Raw genomic sequence first — 14,850 nt, 5'->3', positions numbered from 1 at the left:
AAAAACCGCCGTTATCACGTGACGGTGGAGCACGCCTCAGATGGTCGCCCCGCCGTCCACCACCAGAGCTTGCCCCGTCATGAAGCTGCCCGCGCTTGACGCGAGATAGACCGCCGCCCCGGCGATCTCGTCCGGCTCGCCGATTCGGCGCAGCGGCACGCCGGCGGTCGAGCGCTCCAGGGTCTTGGGGTCGTCCCACAGGGCCTTGGCGAAGTCGGTCTTGATCAGGCCCGGCGCGATGCAGTTCACCCGCACGTTGTCGGGTCCGAACTCGTGGGCGAGGTTGCGCGCCAGCTGGAAGTCGGCCGCCTTGGAGATGTTGTAGGCCCCGATGATGGCGTTGCCGCGCAGGCCGCCGATCGAGCTGACGATGACGATCGAACCGTCCTTCCGCTCGCGCATCTCCGGGGCGACCATCGAGATCAGCCAGTGATTGCTGATGATGTTGTTGTCGAGGATCTTGCGGAACTGGTCGTCGCTGATCCCGGCCAGCGGACCGTAATAGGGGTTGCTGGCGGCGTTGCAGACGCAGATGTCGATGCGGCCGAAGGCGGCGCGGGTCTCGTCGACCAGGCGCTGCAGATCCTCCTTCGAGGCGATGTTGGCCGGCACGGCGATGGCGGTTCCGGCGCCGTGCTTTTCATTGAGCGCCGTCGCGACCTCCTCGCAGGGGCCGGCCTTGCGCGAGGAGATCACCACCTTGGCCCCATGCTCGGCCATGCGCTCGGCGATGGCCTTGCCGATCCCGCGCGAGGATCCGGTGATGACGGCCACCTTGCCGGACAGGTCGAAGAGGCTCACGGCGCGCTCCCTAAACGTTTGTTTGAATTTCCGGCACAGTGGCCCCGGCGACCGGGCCGGTCAACCGGCTTGCGAAAAATCAGCCGGCGCCTGTCGGGACGGGTCGACGCCGGTCGTCCTTGGGCCGAACACTGCTTCCAACGATACGGAGAAGACGCCATGGCCCTCGACGCCGCCCCCGCCGCCGCCCCGACCGCCGCGCACGAACTGGTCCTGACCCGGATCATCGACCAGCCGGCCGAAAAGCTCTTCAAGTGCTGGACCACGCCCGAGCTGCTGCCCGAATGGTTCTGCCCGCCGCCCTGGCGCGTCAGCCATGCCGAGATGGACGTGCGCACCGGCGGCTCCAGCCTGATCGTCATGAGCGGTCCGAACGGCGAGGAGATGCCCAACCGCGGCGTCTACCTTGAGGTCGTCGAGAACCAGCTGATCGTCTTCACCGACGCCTTCACCAGCGCCTGGGTTCCGTCCGACAAGCCGTTCATGGTCGGCATCGTCCGCTTCGAGGACCTGGGCGGGGGCCAGACCCGCTACACCGCCATCGCCCGCCATTGGTCGGCCGAGGACAAGGCCATACACGAGCAGATGGGCTTCCACGAAGGCTGGGGCGTCGCCGCCGACCAGATGACGGCCCTGGCGGCGAGGCTCTGAGCCTTGCGACCTAGCAGGTCTTCGTCAGGCCCCGCGCCTTCACCCCCGCGCAAAGGCGGACGTTGAAGTCGGCGATGATGACGTCACTGTCGCCATGCCGCTGCAAGACCGCGAGCACGACCTTGCTGCTGCCGGGGCCTACGCCGGCCAACTGATCGATGAAGGGCTTGCTGTCGCCGAGGATGTTGACCTCGCGCCGATCGGCCTGCGTCAACTGGTCGGGCGACTTGATGAACTTCCGCCCCAGGGGCGTGCGCAGGAAGGCGGCGAGGTCACGCAGCGATTGGGCTTCGAGGCTGGCGGCGTAGTAGCGGGTCAGTCCGTCCAGCACCTTGGCCTTGAGGGCCGCCTTGCCGCCCAACAGCGCCTCGTCGACGGCCGCGACGAACACGGGATTGGGCGTGACCTTGCCGTCGGGCGAGACCTCGCGCATCACCTGCGCCCGCATGGGGCCATAGATGATGTCGAGCGCTCCGCCGATGCTGGTGTCGAAGTCCATGGCCCTGACCACGTCGCGCGCCAGGGTCAGCTGAGCCGGATCCAGGGGCTGGTCGCCGATGGCCACGGCGACCGCGGCCTCGGGCCCCACGACCGGCGAGGCCATCGCGGCCGGCGTGGGCGAGGCCATCGCGGCGATGGCCGCGAGCAATGCGACCACACCGCTCAGACGGCGGCCCGGCCCGATGCGTTCACGAGCAACCAGCATGCCTTCGCAGCCCCCTTTGCGACCACATGCTTCCTAGACGACAGACGCGCGGATGTCTGCAATCTAAGAGAGAAATCTACCGTCCCTCTCCCGCCAGCTTCTCGTAGTAATCCGCCAGCACCTTGAAGGCGGCCTTGCGCCGGCCGGTGGGCGAGATCAGGCCCTTGCGGTTCCAGCCCTGCTGGTAGACCGGGTGCTGGCGGCGGGGTGAGCGGAAGTCCTTGAGGATCCAGGGAGACATGCCCCGCAGTGACGGCGCGTTGGCCGCCATGGCCAGGGTCTGGACATAGTAGCGGGCCTGGAAGTCCTCGGAGAACTTGCGCATCAGGGCCGGGTCGCTGAACCCGGCCAGGGCGTCGGCGCCGAACTCGGAGAACACCATCGGCTTGTCGGTCGGCCGCCAGGCGATCTTGGCCACCGCATCCAGGCTGTCGTCGGAATACCAGCCGGCATAGGTGTTGACCGCCAGCACGTCGAGCTTGGCGGCCAGCGGGTCGTCGATGCCCATCACCTGCTCGCCGCCTTCGACCTTGTGGTCGGCCAGCAGGGCGGCGGTGACCAGGCGGGTGTCGTCCAGCGCGCGGACGTCGTCGGCCAGGGTTCCCAGGAAGGCGTTGCGGGCGTCGCTGATCGGGGTCTCGTTGGCCACGCTCCACAGCACGATCGAGGCGCGGTTGCGATCCCGGCGGATGGAGTCGGCCAGCATGTCCCGCGCCAGCTTCAGGGTGCGGGCGTTGCCGAAGTCGACCAGCCAGTAGATCGGGATCTCGCTCCAGACCAGGAGACCCATCTCGTCGGCCAGGCGCGTGGTCACCTCCGAATGCGGATAGTGGGCCAGGCGCACGAAGTTGGCGTGCAAACCATCGCGCGCTTCGGCCAGCAGGGCGTGGGCGGAGGCGTCGGTGATCGTGCGGGCCGGGTTCTCGCCCAGCTCCTCCTCGTGCAGGCAGATGCCGCGCAGGAACACCGGCTTGCCGTTGACCAGGATCTCGCCGCCGCGAACCTCGACCGTGCGGAAGCCGACACGGTCGGTCAGCACGTCGCCGCCGGCCTCGACGCGCACGTCGTAGAGCGCCGGCGCGCCGGGCGCCCAGCGCTTGAGGCCCTTGGGCGCGGGAGCCGAAAGCCTGGCCACGCCGTCGGAACCGGCCTGGCCGGAGAGGGTCAGGTTCAGCCCGGCGACCTTGACGCTGACCGCCGCGCCGGCCGCCGCCGGACCGTCGAGCCGCACGTCGGCGGCGATCGCCTTGCCGTCGCGGGTCAGGCGCACCCAGGCCTCGTCGACGAAGGTCTCGGGCGTGATCACCAGCCGCACGGGCCGGGTGATCCCGCCATAGTTCTCCCAGTCGGTGACCGGCGGCGGGGCGCCGTCGACGGCGGGGGTGGAGTCGACGCCGACCGTCACCTGGTTCTGGCCGCCGCGCAGCAGCCTGGTCACCTCCAGCGAGAACGGGGTGAAGCCGCCCTCGTGCTCGCCCGCGGCCTGGCCGTTCAGATAGACCTTGGCGGTGTAGTTGGCGGCCTCGAAGCGCAGGAAGGCCCGCTGGCCGGGCTTCAGCGCCGGCGTCTCGAACCGCCGCTGGTACCAGACGAGGCCCTGGTAGTGACGCATCTCCGGCGCGTGGGTCAGCCACGAGGCCGGCAGGGTCGCGGTCGGCGAGCGCTGCATGTCGTATTCGTAGAGCGCCTTGGGATCGGCGCGTGTGACCTGCTCGACGTCGCTGTCGTCGTAGCGGCGGTGGCCGACGCCGGGCGGGCCGCGGTGGAAGCCGGCGATCCCGTCGCGATAGGGATCGACCGAGTAGTTCCAGGTTCCCGACAGGTCCTGGCCGTCGCGCCGGTCGGCCCGTGTCAGGGTCGGCCCCGCCTGCGCCGCCGAGGCGGCCATGACCAGCACGGCCGCGGCCGCCAGAACGCGCTCGAACACCCGCCGCATCCACCTCTCCCTGTTCCGCAACGCTGGTAATGCCAACGTTGTCATTTGCCGGGATATTGGTCAGGCCGATTGCGGATTGTCCAGTGGGCGAAGACGGAAGGCGACCTTGCCTTATGGTTGAGCTTATGGGCCTATGCGGCCATGTTCACGCGTGCCGCCCTGTCCGCCCTGCTGACCGCCGTCGCCTTCCCGGCCCTGGCCCAACCGACGCCGAGCGTCGATGTCGCCGCCGTCCTCGCCCGGGCGACGCCCGAGGCGCAGGCGGTCTTCGCCGCCGGAGACGGCAAGCTGATCCACAAGGCCAGCGGCTTTTCATGTCCGGCCGCCGGCGCCGGCACGACGCTCAGCGGCGTCGGCCTTGGCGCGCTGCCGGGCCAGCCGGGGGACCAGGCGGCCCATTGCGAGTACTCGGACGACACGGGCGTCGTCGAGCGCCTGGTCTTCGCCAAGGAGGCGCCGACTGCGCCGGTGCTCGACGAGGCCTTCTGCCGAGGGCTGCCCAAGGCCTTCAAGCTGACGATGGGCGCCGGCGCCCTGCCGGGCAACAGCAAGTTCACGCCGCCCATGGTGTCCTCGACGGGGCCCGTGGCCGTTCGCGGCGAGACCGTCCCCGTGTGGCACTGCGGCACGACGCGCCCCCCTTACGCCCTGCCGACGATCGTCTTCCACGCCGCCGCGGCGCGGCCGCCCGGCGGCTGGACCGTGCTGGCGCTGCACACCCCGCCCCCGCCGCCCTGCTGCAGGGGCTATCGCGATCCCTTGCCGCGCCCGACCTTCTTCGTCCGCCCTCTCCTGATGGTGGAGAGGGCTGCCGAGGCTTCGCCGGTCAAGCCTTAGGGCACTTGGCCCCGGTATCGATCCAGGCCTTGATGATCTCGCCGAACTGACCTTGCGTCCCCGGCGCGGGCTTGCGGCCCTCGCCGGGATTCCAGCCCCAACCGACCAGGTGGTCGCGGGCCAAGTGCTCGTGGATCTGGGCCAGGGTCTTGCCGCCGTTGCGGGCCGGATCCTTCAGCTGGGCGCAGATCGCTCCCAGCGACTTGCCCTGCCAGGCCATCTCGGCCGGGGCCAGCGCCCAGTGCGGATCGCCGGGAATGCTTTTGACCTGCTGGCCGAAGGTCCTGACGTTGGCCGGGCCGTGGCACGACAGGCAGGGCATGCCGACAGGCCCATGGCCGCTCTGGCCGGCGACCATCGGCGGATTGTGCGGATGCAGGTCATCGCCCTGGGTCGGCGCGCGGGTCGCCGGGTGGCAGTTCAGGCAACGAGGGCTCTGGATCACCTTGCCCGCCTCGGTGAACAGGGCGACCGAACGGGCGGCCGGATCCTTGATCGACTGGAAGCTGGCGACGGTCTTCAGGCCCTCGGCCGGCGGCGCGGCGGGCGCGGGACCGGCCGCGCCCTGGGTCATGGCGATCACGGCGCCGCCCGCGAGGGTCAGGCCCGCGGCGAGCATCACGGTGGCGAGACGCATGGCGTTGTTCTCCCGCTTGCCCAGCCGCAACGGCCAAGTCAGGCCTTGGTTGCGCTGGAGCCTGTCCATGGACAGGCTCCACCTCGATCATCTGGAGCGTGGCGAGCGCCGAAACCGCTCACACTTTCGGCTGCCACGCTCCGGCCAGGAAGCTGTCGATCCAGCCGGCGATGCGGTTGCTGTCGTTGGGCGCGGCCAGCGAGGCCACGGCCGCGTCGGCCTGCTCTTCGGAAAAGCGCGTGCCCCGCCGGCTTTCGATCAGCGCCGTGGCGTAGGCCGGATCGAACTCCGGATGGAACTGCATCGAGATGGCCTTGTCGCCATAGGCCAGCACGCCGAACGGCGTGAAGTCGCTGCCGGCCAGCACCTGGCCGCCCGGCGCCAGGGCCACCACCTGATCCTGGTGCGAGCCCGGCGCGCTGACATGGGCGACGTCGTCCATCCACGGTGCGGCCTTCGACACCGAATAGCTCTGCAGGCCGATGCCCCAGCCCTTGTCGGACTTCACCGCGCTGCCGCCGAACGCCTCGGCCATCACCTGGTGGCCGAAACACACCCCGACCAGCGGAACCTGGTCGCGGGCGGCGGCCAGGAACCCCTTCAGCGGGTCGATCCAGGGCAGGTCGTCATAGACCCCCGCCGAACTGCCGGTGACGACATAGGCGTCGCAGGCGTCGATCGCCTTAGGCAGCACGCCGGCCTGGACGTCGAAGGTCGCGTAGTCGTGGCCCGGCCCCAGCAGGCGCTGGAACATGCCGCCGTAGCGGCCGTAGTCAAAGATCAGGCTTTCGGGCGGCTCGCCCGTCTCCAGAAGACCGATGCGCATCGAAGAGATCCTATCGCGTCGCGCCGGGCTTCCACAGCACGTCGCTCGCGCCGTCGGAGTTGGCGCGCCGTGCGGCCACGAACAAGAGGTCCGACAGGCGATTGAGATATTTAAGCGCCGGCGCCCCGACGATCTCGCCGTCGACAGCGGCCAGGGCCACGCAGGTCCGCTCGGCCCGGCGGCAGACGGTGCGGGCCACGTGCAGGGCGGCCGACAGCGGCGAACCGGCCGGCAGCACGAACGAGGTCAGCGGCGAGAGGCGTTCGTTGATCAGGTCGATCTCGGCCTCCAGGCGCGCGACCTGGGCCTCGACCACGCGCAACGGCTCCCACTCGGGCTTTTCGTTCTGCTCGGGGGTGGCCAGATCCGCGCCCAGGTCGAAGAGGTCGTTCTGGATCCGCTCGAGCATGGCGTCGAGGTCGGGATCGCCGCCGGCGTGCTGGCGGGCCACGCCGATGAAGGCGTTGGTCTCATCGACGCCGCCATAGGCCTCGACCCGCAGGGAAGCCTTGCTGACCGGCTCGCCGGTCGACAGGCGCGTCGAGCCCTTGTCGCCCGTGCGCGTATAGATGCGGTTGAGCACGACCACGCCGTTACCTCCTGAAACAAAGCTGCAAAATCAGCCGGCTAGAGCTTTACCGGTGGCTCCACCAGAAGGCCGCCACAAGAACCAGCACGGCGACGAACTGCAGCACCACGCGCAGGCGCATCAGCCGGTTGGAATAGGAGCGGCCGAAGTCGCCGCCGCGAAAGAGGGCGTAGATCCCCACGCACAGCGTCGCCAGCACGGCGAACAGGGCGACGGGGATGGCGATTTGGAACAGGTTGGCCATGCGCGCCAACCTAGAGGGTGACAGCCGAAAGCGTGAGCGCTTTTCGGCGGCCGTCACCCTCTAAGATGAAGTTGGCGAGCCCGCTCATCCGTTTCGGATCGAGATCCGAAACGGGCGGGCTCTGCGCCTCTCGTTTAGCGAACGCCAGCGCCGCCCCGCTCGCCTCAAAATCGCAAAACATGTTCGCCGAGTGTGTTCGTTGAGCGCATTTGCCGCATCGACGGATGAGCAGCGCTACCATAGAACGATTTTCAGCCAAGGTTGATCGATTTTGGTACGTTTTGTGGGTTGAACTCCCTTGCACACAAGGGTAGACGGCCCCACCTGAATTCACAGTGCGCGTTCGTTGAACATGATCAACGCCAAGCCGCGGATCGTTCAGCGCAGTTTGTTCCCCGCGGCCGGCCTGGAGAGAGAAGTCATGTCGCAGAGCGCCCGGCTCGCCGCGGCCCGTTCCGACGGGACCGAGAGGGAAGAAGCCCTCGCGGAAGTCCGCCAACTGATTACCGACCTTCGAGACGCCGCCCAGGACGGGCGCGATCTCGCCCGCCGCTACGCCGACGTCCTGCAAAACGTCGTCGACGAGTACTGCATCGAATTTGAAAAGCGCGCCGAAGCCGCGCTCGCCCGCCTGGAGGCCGCCGCATGAGCTTTGTTTCCGTCAACATCGAGTCCGGTTCCGAAACCCCGGTGAAGCTGACCCGCCGCGCGCTGGCCAAGCAGCGCACCCGCGAACGCGTTCTGTCGGCCGCCCGCCGCCTGTTCAGCGAGCGCGGCTACGAAGGCGCCACGATCCGTGACATCGCCCAGGCCGCCGGCATGTCGACCGGCGCGGTGTTCGCCAGCTTCTCGGACAAGTCGGAACTGTTCGACGAGATCCTGACCGCCGACTACGAAGTCATCTACGCCCAGATGAAGCAGGCCGCCCGCGAAGGCGAAACCGTCGCCGACGCCCTGATCGGCCTGTTCGGCGTGGCCTACAGCTTCCACCTGGAGCAACTGCCGCTGCTGCAGGCCAGCATCGCCGTCAGCTGGACCCGTTCGGACGCCGCCGAAAAGCGCGCCCGCACGGATATCAAGCACCTGTTCGCCCTGATCACCGACGCCCTGGAGCGCGGCGTGCAGGCCGGCGAACTGAAGGCCGACGTGGACGCGAAACTCGTGGCCGAGATCGCTTGGGACGTGTATGTCGCCAACTACCGCCGCGCCGTCTACGACGGCTGGACGGTCGAAAACCTGGTGGCTCACCTGCGTGAACAGCTGAAGCTGATCCTCGCCGGCGTCCGCGCCTAAGGACGGTTCCGCCGGGGGGCGGAAGCGTCCCCCGGTCGTCCAGGTCAACGACAAGAAGAACGAGACGAGCGCCCGTTGGGGTCGGGCGCACGTCTTGATGTGTTGAAATCAGCGCTGCGTGTCCGGAGGGGGAACTGCGTGGGCGTACGCGACGAACAGAAACAGGCGACGCGCGAGCGCGTGCTCGAAGCCGCGCGAGACCTGTTCAACGAGACCGGTTACGAAGAGACCACGATCCGCGCCATCGCCGAACGGGCGGGCGTGTCGGTGGGCAGCGTCTTCACGACCTTTGCGTCCAAGGCCGAGGTTCTCAGCCACGTGATGGAGCGCCGCCTGGGCGATCTCTATGCCGAATTCGACCGGGTGCTGCCGTTCCTGCGCGGCTCCACGGCCGACCGGCTGTGCTCGATCTTCGCCATCCACTACGAGTTCGAGACGCGGCGGGTGCGGCTGTTCCTGGCCCACATCGCCGCCTCCTACAGCCCCAGCAACGACCCGGGCGTGACGCCCTACGGCCGTAACGAGCGGCTGTCGGACATGCTCGAGCAGGTGCTGCAGGAGGGCGTGGCGCGCGGCGACGTGCGGCCCGACCTCGACTTCCCGCTGACCGTGGAAGTGCTCAAGGCCTGCTACGCCTCCAACTATCGTCTGGCCGCCGCCCGCGGCGCCAACGCGGCCGAGATGTCGGCCGTCATGGACCGGCAGGTCGGCTTGATCGCCAGCGGCTGGGCGCCGCGCTGACAACGGCCTGACCGGGCCATCCCTTCGAACGCCCTGCAAGCCGTCTTCCGAAAGGAGGGCGGCTTTTGCTTTGCCGGCGCATGCCTCTTGAGTTATCCACAGCGCCGTATATAACTGTCTGGTCAGTTATATACGGGAGGCGCAGACCATGCAGCCAGGCCCGCCCAGATGGCGACGGCGCAGCGAAGCCCGCCCGGGCGAGATCGTCCAGGCCGCGCTGGAGGTCTTCGCCGAGCGCGGCTTCGCCGGGGCCAGGCTGGACGAGATCGCCGCCAAGGCGGGCATCTCCAAGGGCGCGCTCTATCTCTATTTCGAGACCAAGGACGACATCTTCCGCGCCGTGGTGCGCGAGGCCGTCGCGCCCAACCTCGACCGGGTCGAGGCGGTGCTGGCCCAGGCGACCCTGCCCTTCCCCGACCTGCTGCGCATGGTCTTCGCCCAGGTCGTGCAGCTGATCGGAACCTCGCGCCTGGGCGCGGTGGCCAAGCTGGTGATCGGCGAGTCCCGCAACTTTCCGGAACTGGCCCGCGTCTGGCACGACGAGGTGGTCAGCCGCGCCCTGTCGCTGATGAGCGGCGCCATCGCCCGGGCCCAGGCGCGCGGCGAGGTGGCGCCGGGCGACCCGCGGCTCTACGCCTTCAGCATCGTCGGTCCGATCCTGATGGGCGTGATCTGGAAGGAGACCTTCGTTCCCGTCGGCGCGCCGGCCATGAACCTGGAGGCCCTGGTGCGCCAGCACGCCGACACGGTGCTGCTGGGCCTGACCCCGCGCACGGAGGCCAAGGCATGAAGCCCGCCGCCCGCATCGCCGCCGTCGTCATCGGGATCGCCGTCGTCGGCTTCGTGGGCTGGCGGCTGCTGGGTCCGGACGCCCATCGCCCTCGCCGGCTGTCGGGCTATGTCGAGGGCGAGACGCTGTATGTCGCCGCCTCGTCGGCCGGACCGATCAGCGCCGTCGCCGTGCAGCGCGGCGATCGGGTCAAGGCCGGCCAGCCGCTGTTCGCCCTCGACGCGGCCCAGCTGACCGCCGCCCGCGACCAGGCCGCCGCCCAGGTGCAGACGGCCCAGGCCCAGCTGCACGACGCCGAGAAGGGCCAGCGCCCGCAGGAACTGGCGGTGTTCGACGCCGAGCGCGCGGCCGCCGAGGCGGCGGTTCGCCAGGCCCAGGCCGACTACGACCGCATCGCGCCGCTGGTCGCCAAGGGCATCTACGCCCCGGCCCGCCTGGACCAGGCCCGCGCCGCCCGCGACACAGCCCGCGCCAACGCCGTCGCCGTGACCCGCCGCAAGGCCGTCGGAACCCTGGGCCAGCGCCCCGATACGGTGGCCGCCGCCCGCGCGGCCGTCGACGCCGCGCGCCAGGCCCTGGCCGCCGCCCAGGATCGCCTCGACCAGATCAGCCCCAAGGCCCCGGCCGCGGCCCTGGTGCAGGACGTCTTCTACCAGCCCGGCGAGTGGGCGGCCGCCAACCAGCCGGTCGTGGCGCTGCTGGCCGACGAGCGCGTGCGCCTGCGCTTCTTCGTGCCCGAAGCCGAGATCGCCCGCTATCGCGTGGGGGCGCAGGTGCGGTTCTCGTGCGACGGCTGCGGCGCCGAACGCTCGGCCCGGATCAACTATGTCAGCCCCCGCGCCGAGTTCACCCCGCCGGTGATCTACAGCCGCGAGACCCGCCAGCGCCTGGTGTTCCTGGTCGAGGCCAGGCCCGCGCCCGGGCCGGGCCTGGCGCCGGGCCTGCCGGTCGACGTCGCGCCGCTGGAGGCGGGCAAGTGAGCGACCTGGCGGTCGACGTCTCGGGGCTGAACAAGAGCTTCGGCCCGCGCCACGTGGTGCAGGACGTGTCGATCCAGGTCGAGAAGGGCCGCATCACCGGCTTCCTGGGCCCCAACGGCTCGGGCAAGACCACCACCCTGCGCATGCTGTGCGGCCTGCTGACGCCCGACAGCGGCGAGGGCCAGGTGCTGGGCCTGGACTTCCGCAGGCAGGCCGAGGCGGTCAAGCGCCAGACCGGCTACATGACCCAGAAGTTCTCGCTCTATGAGGACCTGTCGATCGAGGAGAACCTCGACTTCGTCGCCCGCGTGCACGAGCTGCCCCGCCGCCGCGAGCGGGTGGCCGACAGCCTGGAGCGCCTGGGCCTGACCGCCCGCAGGAAGCAGCTGGCCGGCAGCCTGTCGGGCGGCTGGAAGCAGCGCCTGGCCCTGGCCGCCAGCATCATGCACGAGCCAAGGCTGCTGCTGCTCGACGAGCCGACGGCCGGGGTCGATCCCAAGGCCCGCCGCGAGTTCTGGGACGAGATCCACGCCCTGTCGGCCGAGGGCCTGACCGTGATGGTCTCGACCCACTACATGGACGAGGCCGAGCGCTGCCACGACATCGCCTACATCGCCTACGGTCGGCTGATGGCGCGGGGCACGGCCGAGGAGGTGATCGCCCGCTCGGGCCTGGTCACCTTCCGCGGCGAGGGACCGGGGGCCGACCGGCTGGCGCGGGACCTCGCCAAGGCGTCGGGCGTGGCCATGGCCGCCCCGTTCGGCGCGGCCCTGCACGTCAGCGGAACCGACCGCGCCGCCCTGGAAGCCGCCATCGCCCCCTACCGCAAGCCGCCGGTGACCTGGACAGAGGTCCAGCCGACGCTGGAGGACGTGTTCATCCGGCTGATGGGCCAGTCGTCGGACAACTTCCAATGAGCGGGGCCGTCGAGCGCAGGTCGGGCCTTTCGGGCGCGCGCATCCTGGCGGTGCTGATCAAGGAGTTCATCCAGCTCACCCGCGACCGGCTGACCTACGCCATGATCCTGGTCATGCCGATCGTCCAGCTCCTGCTGTTCGGCTACGCCATCAACAGCGACCCGCGCGACCTGCCCACCGCGGTGCTGGTGCAGGACCAGGGGCCGATGGCCCGCTCGACCCTGTCGGCCCTGGTCAACAGCGGCTATTTCGAGATCGTCCGCACCGCGTCCTCGCCCGCCGAGCTGGACGCGGCCGTGGCGCGCGGCGAGGTGCAGTTCGCCCTGACCATTCCCGCCGACTTCACCCGGCGCGTGGTGCGCGGCGACGGCGCCCAGATCCTGGTCGAGGCCGACGCCTCCGATCCGGCCGCCACCGGCGGGGCGATCGCCGCCCTGGCCAGCCTGCCGCGCACGGCCCTGTCGCGCGACCTCGTCGGCGCGGCCAGCAAGCCCGGCGCCGATCCGTTCGAGGTGGTCATCCACCGCCGCTACAATCCCGAGGCCGTCACCGCCTACAACATCGTGCCCGGCCTGCTGGGCGTGATCCTGTCGATGACCCTGGTGATGATGACCGCCCTGGGCGTCACCCGCGAGTACGAGCGCGGCACGATGGAGAGCCTGCTGGCCACGCCCGCCCGTCCCATCGAGGTGATGATCGGCAAGCTGGCGCCCTATGTGGTGGTAGGCCTGATCCAGACGACGGTGATCCTGATCCTGGCCAGGGTGCTGTTCGCCGTGCCGATGGCCGGCGGCTGGATCGCCCTTGGCCTGGGCGTCCTGCTGTTCATCGTCGGCTCGCTGGCGCTGGGCTTCCTGATCTCGACCGTGGCCCGCACCCAGCTGCAGGCCATGCAGATGTCGTTCTTCTACATGATGCCGTCGATCCTGCTGTCGGGCTTCATGTTCCCGTTCCGGGGCATGCCGGACTGGGCCCAGGCCCTGGGCAGCGTGATCCCCGTGACCCACTTCCTGCGGGTGGTGCGCGGCGCCCTGCTCAAGGGCCTCGACGTCGTCGCCCTATGGCCCAGCCTGGGGGCGCTGGCGCTGTTCGTGGTGGTGATCGCCGGCGCGGCCATGGCCCGCTATCGGACGACGCTGGACTAGTTGCCGTCCTCCAGCAGGCGGCGGGCGATGACCTGGGCCTGGATCTCGCCGGCGCCCTCGAAGATGTTGAGGATGCGGGCGTCGGCCAGCAGCCGGCTGGCGGCGTACTCCATCGCAAAGCCGTTGCCGCCGTGGATCTGCAGGGCGTTGTCGGCGGCGGCCCAGGCCACGCGGGCGGCGACCAGCTTGGCCATGCCGGCCTCCAGGTCGCAGCGCTTGCCCTCGTCCTTCTGGCGGGCGGCGAAATAGGTCAGCTGGCGCACGCCCATGATCTCGGCGGCCATCATGGCCAGCTTGTTGTGCACCCGGGGGAAGGCGAAGATCGCATCGCCGAACTGCTTGCGGTCCAGCGCGTAGGACAGCCCGACCTCCAGCGCCGCCTGGGCCACGCCCACCGCGCGGGCCGCCGTCTGGATGCGGGCGCTCTCGAAGGTGGCCATCAGCTGCTTGAAGCCCTGGCCCGGAACGCCGCCCAGCAGGTTCTCGGCCGGCACGGAAAAGCCGTCGAAGGCCAGCTCGTACTCCTTCATGCCGCGATAGCCGATGACGCCGATCTCGCCGCCGCTCATGCCCTGGGCCGGAAAGTCGTCGCCTTCGACGCCGCGCGGCTTGGGGGCCAGCAGCATGGACAGCCCGCGATAGTCGCTGGTCGCCGGATCGGTGCGCACCAGCAGCGTCATCACGTCGGCGCGGGCGGCGTGGGTGATCCAGGTCTTGGCGCCGGTCACCACATAGGCCTCGCCCTCCAGCACGGCGCGGGTGCGCAGCGACCCGAGGTCCGAGCCGGTGTTGGGCTCGGTGAACACGGCGGTGGGCAGGATCTCGGCCGAAGCGATCTTCGGCAGCCAGTACTGCTTCTGCTCTTCGGTCCCGCCGGTCAGGATCAGCTCGCCGGCGATCTCCGAGCGGGTGGCCAGCGAGCCCACGCCGATCCAGGCCCGCGACAGCTCTTCGGAGACCACGCACATGGCCGTCTTGCCCATGCCGCTGCCGCCGTATTCCTCGGGGATGGTCAGGCCGAACACGCCCAGTTCGCCCAGCTCCTGGACGAGCTCGATCGGGATCAGCTGGTCCTTCAGGTGCCAGTCGTGGGCGAAGGGCGTGACCTTTTCCTCGGCGAAGGCGTGGAACTGGTCGCGGATCATCTCGAAGGTCTCGTCGAGACCGGTGTGCTCCAGCGTCGGGCGGCCCTTGGCCTCGGCCAGGCGCTGGGCGAGGCGGGTCTTCACCGCTTGCGTCCCGCCCTCGACCATCAGCTTCATGATGCCGTTGGAGAACAGGCGGTTCATCACCGCGCGATCGGTGACCAGGTGGGCGGGACGAACGATCTCGCCCTGGTTCATCGGCACGCCGCCGATCAGCTGGGCGGCGTATTCGGAGAACAGCAGCTGGGCCAGCAGGGCCTCGATCTCACCGAACCGCCCCTCGCCTTCCAGCCGCTCGGCCCAGCCGGCGACCTGGTTCATCAGCTCGGCATAGGCGGCGTACCAGCCAAAGCCGTGCACGGCGTGCTGCTGGGCGTCGGCCAGCTTGCGGTCGATCCTGCCGTCGGCGCCGGCGACGGCGGCCCTCACCGCGGGCCGGGCCTCGGCGACGAAGGTCTGGGCCGAGGTCGCCGCCTCGCGCAGCAGGCCCGTCAGGCCCGGCAGGATCAGGGACTTGGACTCCTGGGCGACCGCGTCGGTCATGCTCTCAAACTCCCCTGCGCCGTACTTATGTTTTCCGGCACTGTGATCCCTTTCGCACCTGCGAGCAAT

At 69.7% G+C, this 14,850-nt stretch carries 17 protein-coding genes; 9 read left to right on the top strand and 8 right to left on the bottom strand.

What is annotated here, in order from left to right; all coding sequences use genetic code 11:
- Nucleotides 1–36: 36 nt before the first annotated feature.
- A complete protein-coding gene (locus G5B46_RS17165) occupies nt 37–801 on the bottom strand; it encodes an SDR family oxidoreductase (protein WP_165260686.1) in 765 nt (254 codons plus the stop codon).
- Between the two features lie 159 nt (nt 802–960).
- Here G5B46_RS17165 and G5B46_RS17160 point away from each other — a divergent pair, with 159 nt between their 5' ends.
- On the top strand, nt 961–1,452 hold the full coding sequence (locus G5B46_RS17160; RefSeq protein ID WP_165260684.1) for an SRPBCC family protein: 492 nt from the start codon (nt 961–963) through the stop codon (nt 1,450–1,452).
- 10 nt (nt 1,453–1,462) lie between these two features.
- Here G5B46_RS17160 and G5B46_RS17155 read toward each other — a convergent pair whose 3' ends face one another.
- Both G5B46_RS17155 and G5B46_RS17150 read right to left on the bottom strand, forming a co-directional pair.
- Complete coding sequence (locus G5B46_RS17155; protein WP_165260682.1) at nt 1,463–2,158, bottom strand: DUF2059 domain-containing protein; 696 nt, start codon at nt 2,156–2,158, stop codon at nt 1,463–1,465.
- 76 nt (nt 2,159–2,234) lie between these two features.
- Nucleotides 2,235–4,094 (bottom strand): glycoside hydrolase family 2 TIM barrel-domain containing protein, encoded by a 1,860-nt coding sequence (locus tag G5B46_RS17150; protein ID WP_165260680.1) that lies wholly within the window; start codon nt 4,092–4,094, stop codon nt 2,235–2,237.
- 141 nt (nt 4,095–4,235) lie between these two features.
- Here G5B46_RS17150 and G5B46_RS17145 point away from each other — a divergent pair, with 141 nt between their 5' ends.
- On the top strand, nt 4,236–4,931 hold the full coding sequence (locus G5B46_RS17145) for a hypothetical protein (RefSeq protein WP_165260678.1): 696 nt from the start codon (nt 4,236–4,238) through the stop codon (nt 4,929–4,931).
- Here G5B46_RS17145 and G5B46_RS17140 read toward each other — a convergent pair.
- The 4 genes from G5B46_RS17140 to G5B46_RS17125 are packed head-to-tail and all read right to left on the bottom strand — an operon-like array spanning nt 4,921 to nt 7,227.
- Nucleotides 4,921–5,637: an Isoquinoline 1-oxidoreductase subunit gene (locus tag G5B46_RS17140; protein WP_240903550.1), complete on the bottom strand. Its 717-nt coding sequence runs from the start codon at nt 5,635–5,637 to the stop codon at nt 4,921–4,923. The genes G5B46_RS17145 and G5B46_RS17140 overlap by 11 nt on opposite strands.
- Before the next feature lie 49 nt (nt 5,638–5,686).
- Entirely contained in the window at nt 5,687–6,394 is a 708-nt protein-coding gene (locus G5B46_RS17135) for a type 1 glutamine amidotransferase (protein WP_165260676.1), read from the bottom strand.
- A gap of 10 nt (nt 6,395–6,404) precedes the next feature.
- The gene (locus tag G5B46_RS17130) at nt 6,405–6,983 is read right to left on the bottom strand and encodes a cob(I)yrinic acid a,c-diamide adenosyltransferase (protein WP_165260674.1); all 579 of its coding nucleotides are present in this window, start codon (nt 6,981–6,983) and stop codon (nt 6,405–6,407) included.
- Between the two features lie 46 nt (nt 6,984–7,029).
- On the bottom strand, nt 7,030–7,227 hold the full coding sequence (locus G5B46_RS17125; protein ID WP_101712735.1) for a twin transmembrane helix small protein: 198 nt from the start codon (nt 7,225–7,227) through the stop codon (nt 7,030–7,032).
- Nucleotides 7,228–7,648: 421 nt separating this feature from the next.
- Between G5B46_RS17125 and G5B46_RS17120 the strand changes: the two genes are divergently transcribed.
- The 7 genes from G5B46_RS17120 to G5B46_RS17090 all read left to right on the top strand — a co-directional run bounded on the left by G5B46_RS17120 (nt 7,649) and on the right by G5B46_RS17090 (nt 13,093).
- On the top strand, nt 7,649–7,876 hold the full coding sequence (locus G5B46_RS17120) for a hypothetical protein (protein ID WP_165260970.1): 228 nt from the start codon (nt 7,649–7,651) through the stop codon (nt 7,874–7,876).
- Entirely contained in the window at nt 7,873–8,520 is a 648-nt protein-coding gene (locus G5B46_RS17115) for a TetR/AcrR family transcriptional regulator (protein WP_101717069.1), read from the top strand. The genes G5B46_RS17120 and G5B46_RS17115 overlap by 4 nt, the downstream gene beginning before the upstream one ends.
- Nucleotides 8,521–8,658: 138 nt before the next feature.
- Complete coding sequence (locus G5B46_RS17110; protein ID WP_165260672.1) at nt 8,659–9,261, top strand: TetR/AcrR family transcriptional regulator; 603 nt, start codon at nt 8,659–8,661, stop codon at nt 9,259–9,261.
- 148 nt (nt 9,262–9,409) lie between these two features.
- Nucleotides 9,410–10,051 carry a TetR/AcrR family transcriptional regulator gene (locus G5B46_RS17105; RefSeq protein WP_165260670.1) on the top strand — a complete coding sequence of 214 codons (642 nt, stop codon included), beginning with the start codon at nt 9,410–9,412 and terminating at the stop codon, nt 10,049–10,051.
- Entirely contained in the window at nt 10,048–11,031 is a 984-nt protein-coding gene (locus tag G5B46_RS17100) for an HlyD family efflux transporter periplasmic adaptor subunit (RefSeq protein ID WP_165260668.1), read from the top strand. The genes G5B46_RS17105 and G5B46_RS17100 overlap by 4 nt, the downstream gene beginning before the upstream one ends.
- Nucleotides 11,028–11,948, top strand: coding sequence for an ABC transporter ATP-binding protein (locus G5B46_RS17095; RefSeq protein WP_165260666.1), 921 nt, complete (start codon nt 11,028–11,030; stop codon nt 11,946–11,948). Before G5B46_RS17100 ends, G5B46_RS17095 begins: the two co-directional genes overlap by 4 nt.
- Nucleotides 11,945–13,093 carry an ABC transporter permease gene (locus G5B46_RS17090; RefSeq protein ID WP_165260664.1) on the top strand — a complete coding sequence of 383 codons (1,149 nt, stop codon included), beginning with the start codon at nt 11,945–11,947 and terminating at the stop codon, nt 13,091–13,093. Before G5B46_RS17095 ends, G5B46_RS17090 begins: the two co-directional genes overlap by 4 nt.
- Here the strand turns inward: G5B46_RS17090 and G5B46_RS17085 are convergent.
- Nucleotides 13,090–14,781, bottom strand: a complete 1,692-nt coding sequence (locus G5B46_RS17085) for an acyl-CoA dehydrogenase family protein (protein WP_165260662.1) — start codon at nt 14,779–14,781, stop codon at nt 13,090–13,092. The genes G5B46_RS17090 and G5B46_RS17085 overlap by 4 nt on opposite strands.
- Nucleotides 14,782–14,850: the final 69 nt, after the last annotated feature.

The organism is Caulobacter sp. 602-2, from assembly GCF_011043625.1.
Lineage (GTDB): Bacteria > Pseudomonadota > Alphaproteobacteria > Caulobacterales > Caulobacteraceae > Caulobacter.
The sequence above is the reverse complement of the archived record's forward strand: the minus strand, read 5'-3'. Positions and strand labels throughout refer to the sequence as shown.

Bases quoted from the DNA above. Each gene is read 5' to 3' on its own strand.
- G5B46_RS17120 (WP_165260970.1), top strand. From the start codon at position 7,649: ATGTCGCAGAGCGCCCGGCTCGCCGCGGCCCGTTCCGACGGGACCGAG.
- G5B46_RS17145 (WP_165260678.1), top strand. From the start codon at position 4,236: ATGTTCACGCGTGCCGCCCTGTCCGCCCTGCTGACCGCCGTCGCCTTC.
- G5B46_RS17135 (WP_165260676.1), bottom strand. From the start codon at position 6,394: ATGCGCATCGGTCTTCTGGAGACGGGCGAGCCGCCCGAAAGCCTGATC.
- G5B46_RS17150 (WP_165260680.1), bottom strand. From the start codon at position 4,094: ATGCGGCGGGTGTTCGAGCGCGTTCTGGCGGCCGCGGCCGTGCTGGTC.
- G5B46_RS17090 (WP_165260664.1), top strand. From the start codon at position 11,945: ATGAGCGGGGCCGTCGAGCGCAGGTCGGGCCTTTCGGGCGCGCGCATC.
- G5B46_RS17100 (WP_165260668.1), top strand. From the start codon at position 10,048: ATGAAGCCCGCCGCCCGCATCGCCGCCGTCGTCATCGGGATCGCCGTC.
- G5B46_RS17105 (WP_165260670.1), top strand. From the start codon at position 9,410: ATGCAGCCAGGCCCGCCCAGATGGCGACGGCGCAGCGAAGCCCGCCCG.
- G5B46_RS17115 (WP_101717069.1), top strand. From the start codon at position 7,873: ATGAGCTTTGTTTCCGTCAACATCGAGTCCGGTTCCGAAACCCCGGTG.
- G5B46_RS17140 (WP_240903550.1), bottom strand. From the start codon at position 5,637: ATGGACAGGCTCCAGCGCAACCAAGGCCTGACTTGGCCGTTGCGGCTG.
- G5B46_RS17125 (WP_101712735.1), bottom strand. From the start codon at position 7,227: ATGGCCAACCTGTTCCAAATCGCCATCCCCGTCGCCCTGTTCGCCGTG.
- G5B46_RS17160 (WP_165260684.1), top strand. From the start codon at position 961: ATGGCCCTCGACGCCGCCCCCGCCGCCGCCCCGACCGCCGCGCACGAA.
- G5B46_RS17085 (WP_165260662.1), bottom strand. From the start codon at position 14,781: ATGACCGACGCGGTCGCCCAGGAGTCCAAGTCCCTGATCCTGCCGGGC.
- G5B46_RS17155 (WP_165260682.1), bottom strand. From the start codon at position 2,158: ATGCTGGTTGCTCGTGAACGCATCGGGCCGGGCCGCCGTCTGAGCGGT.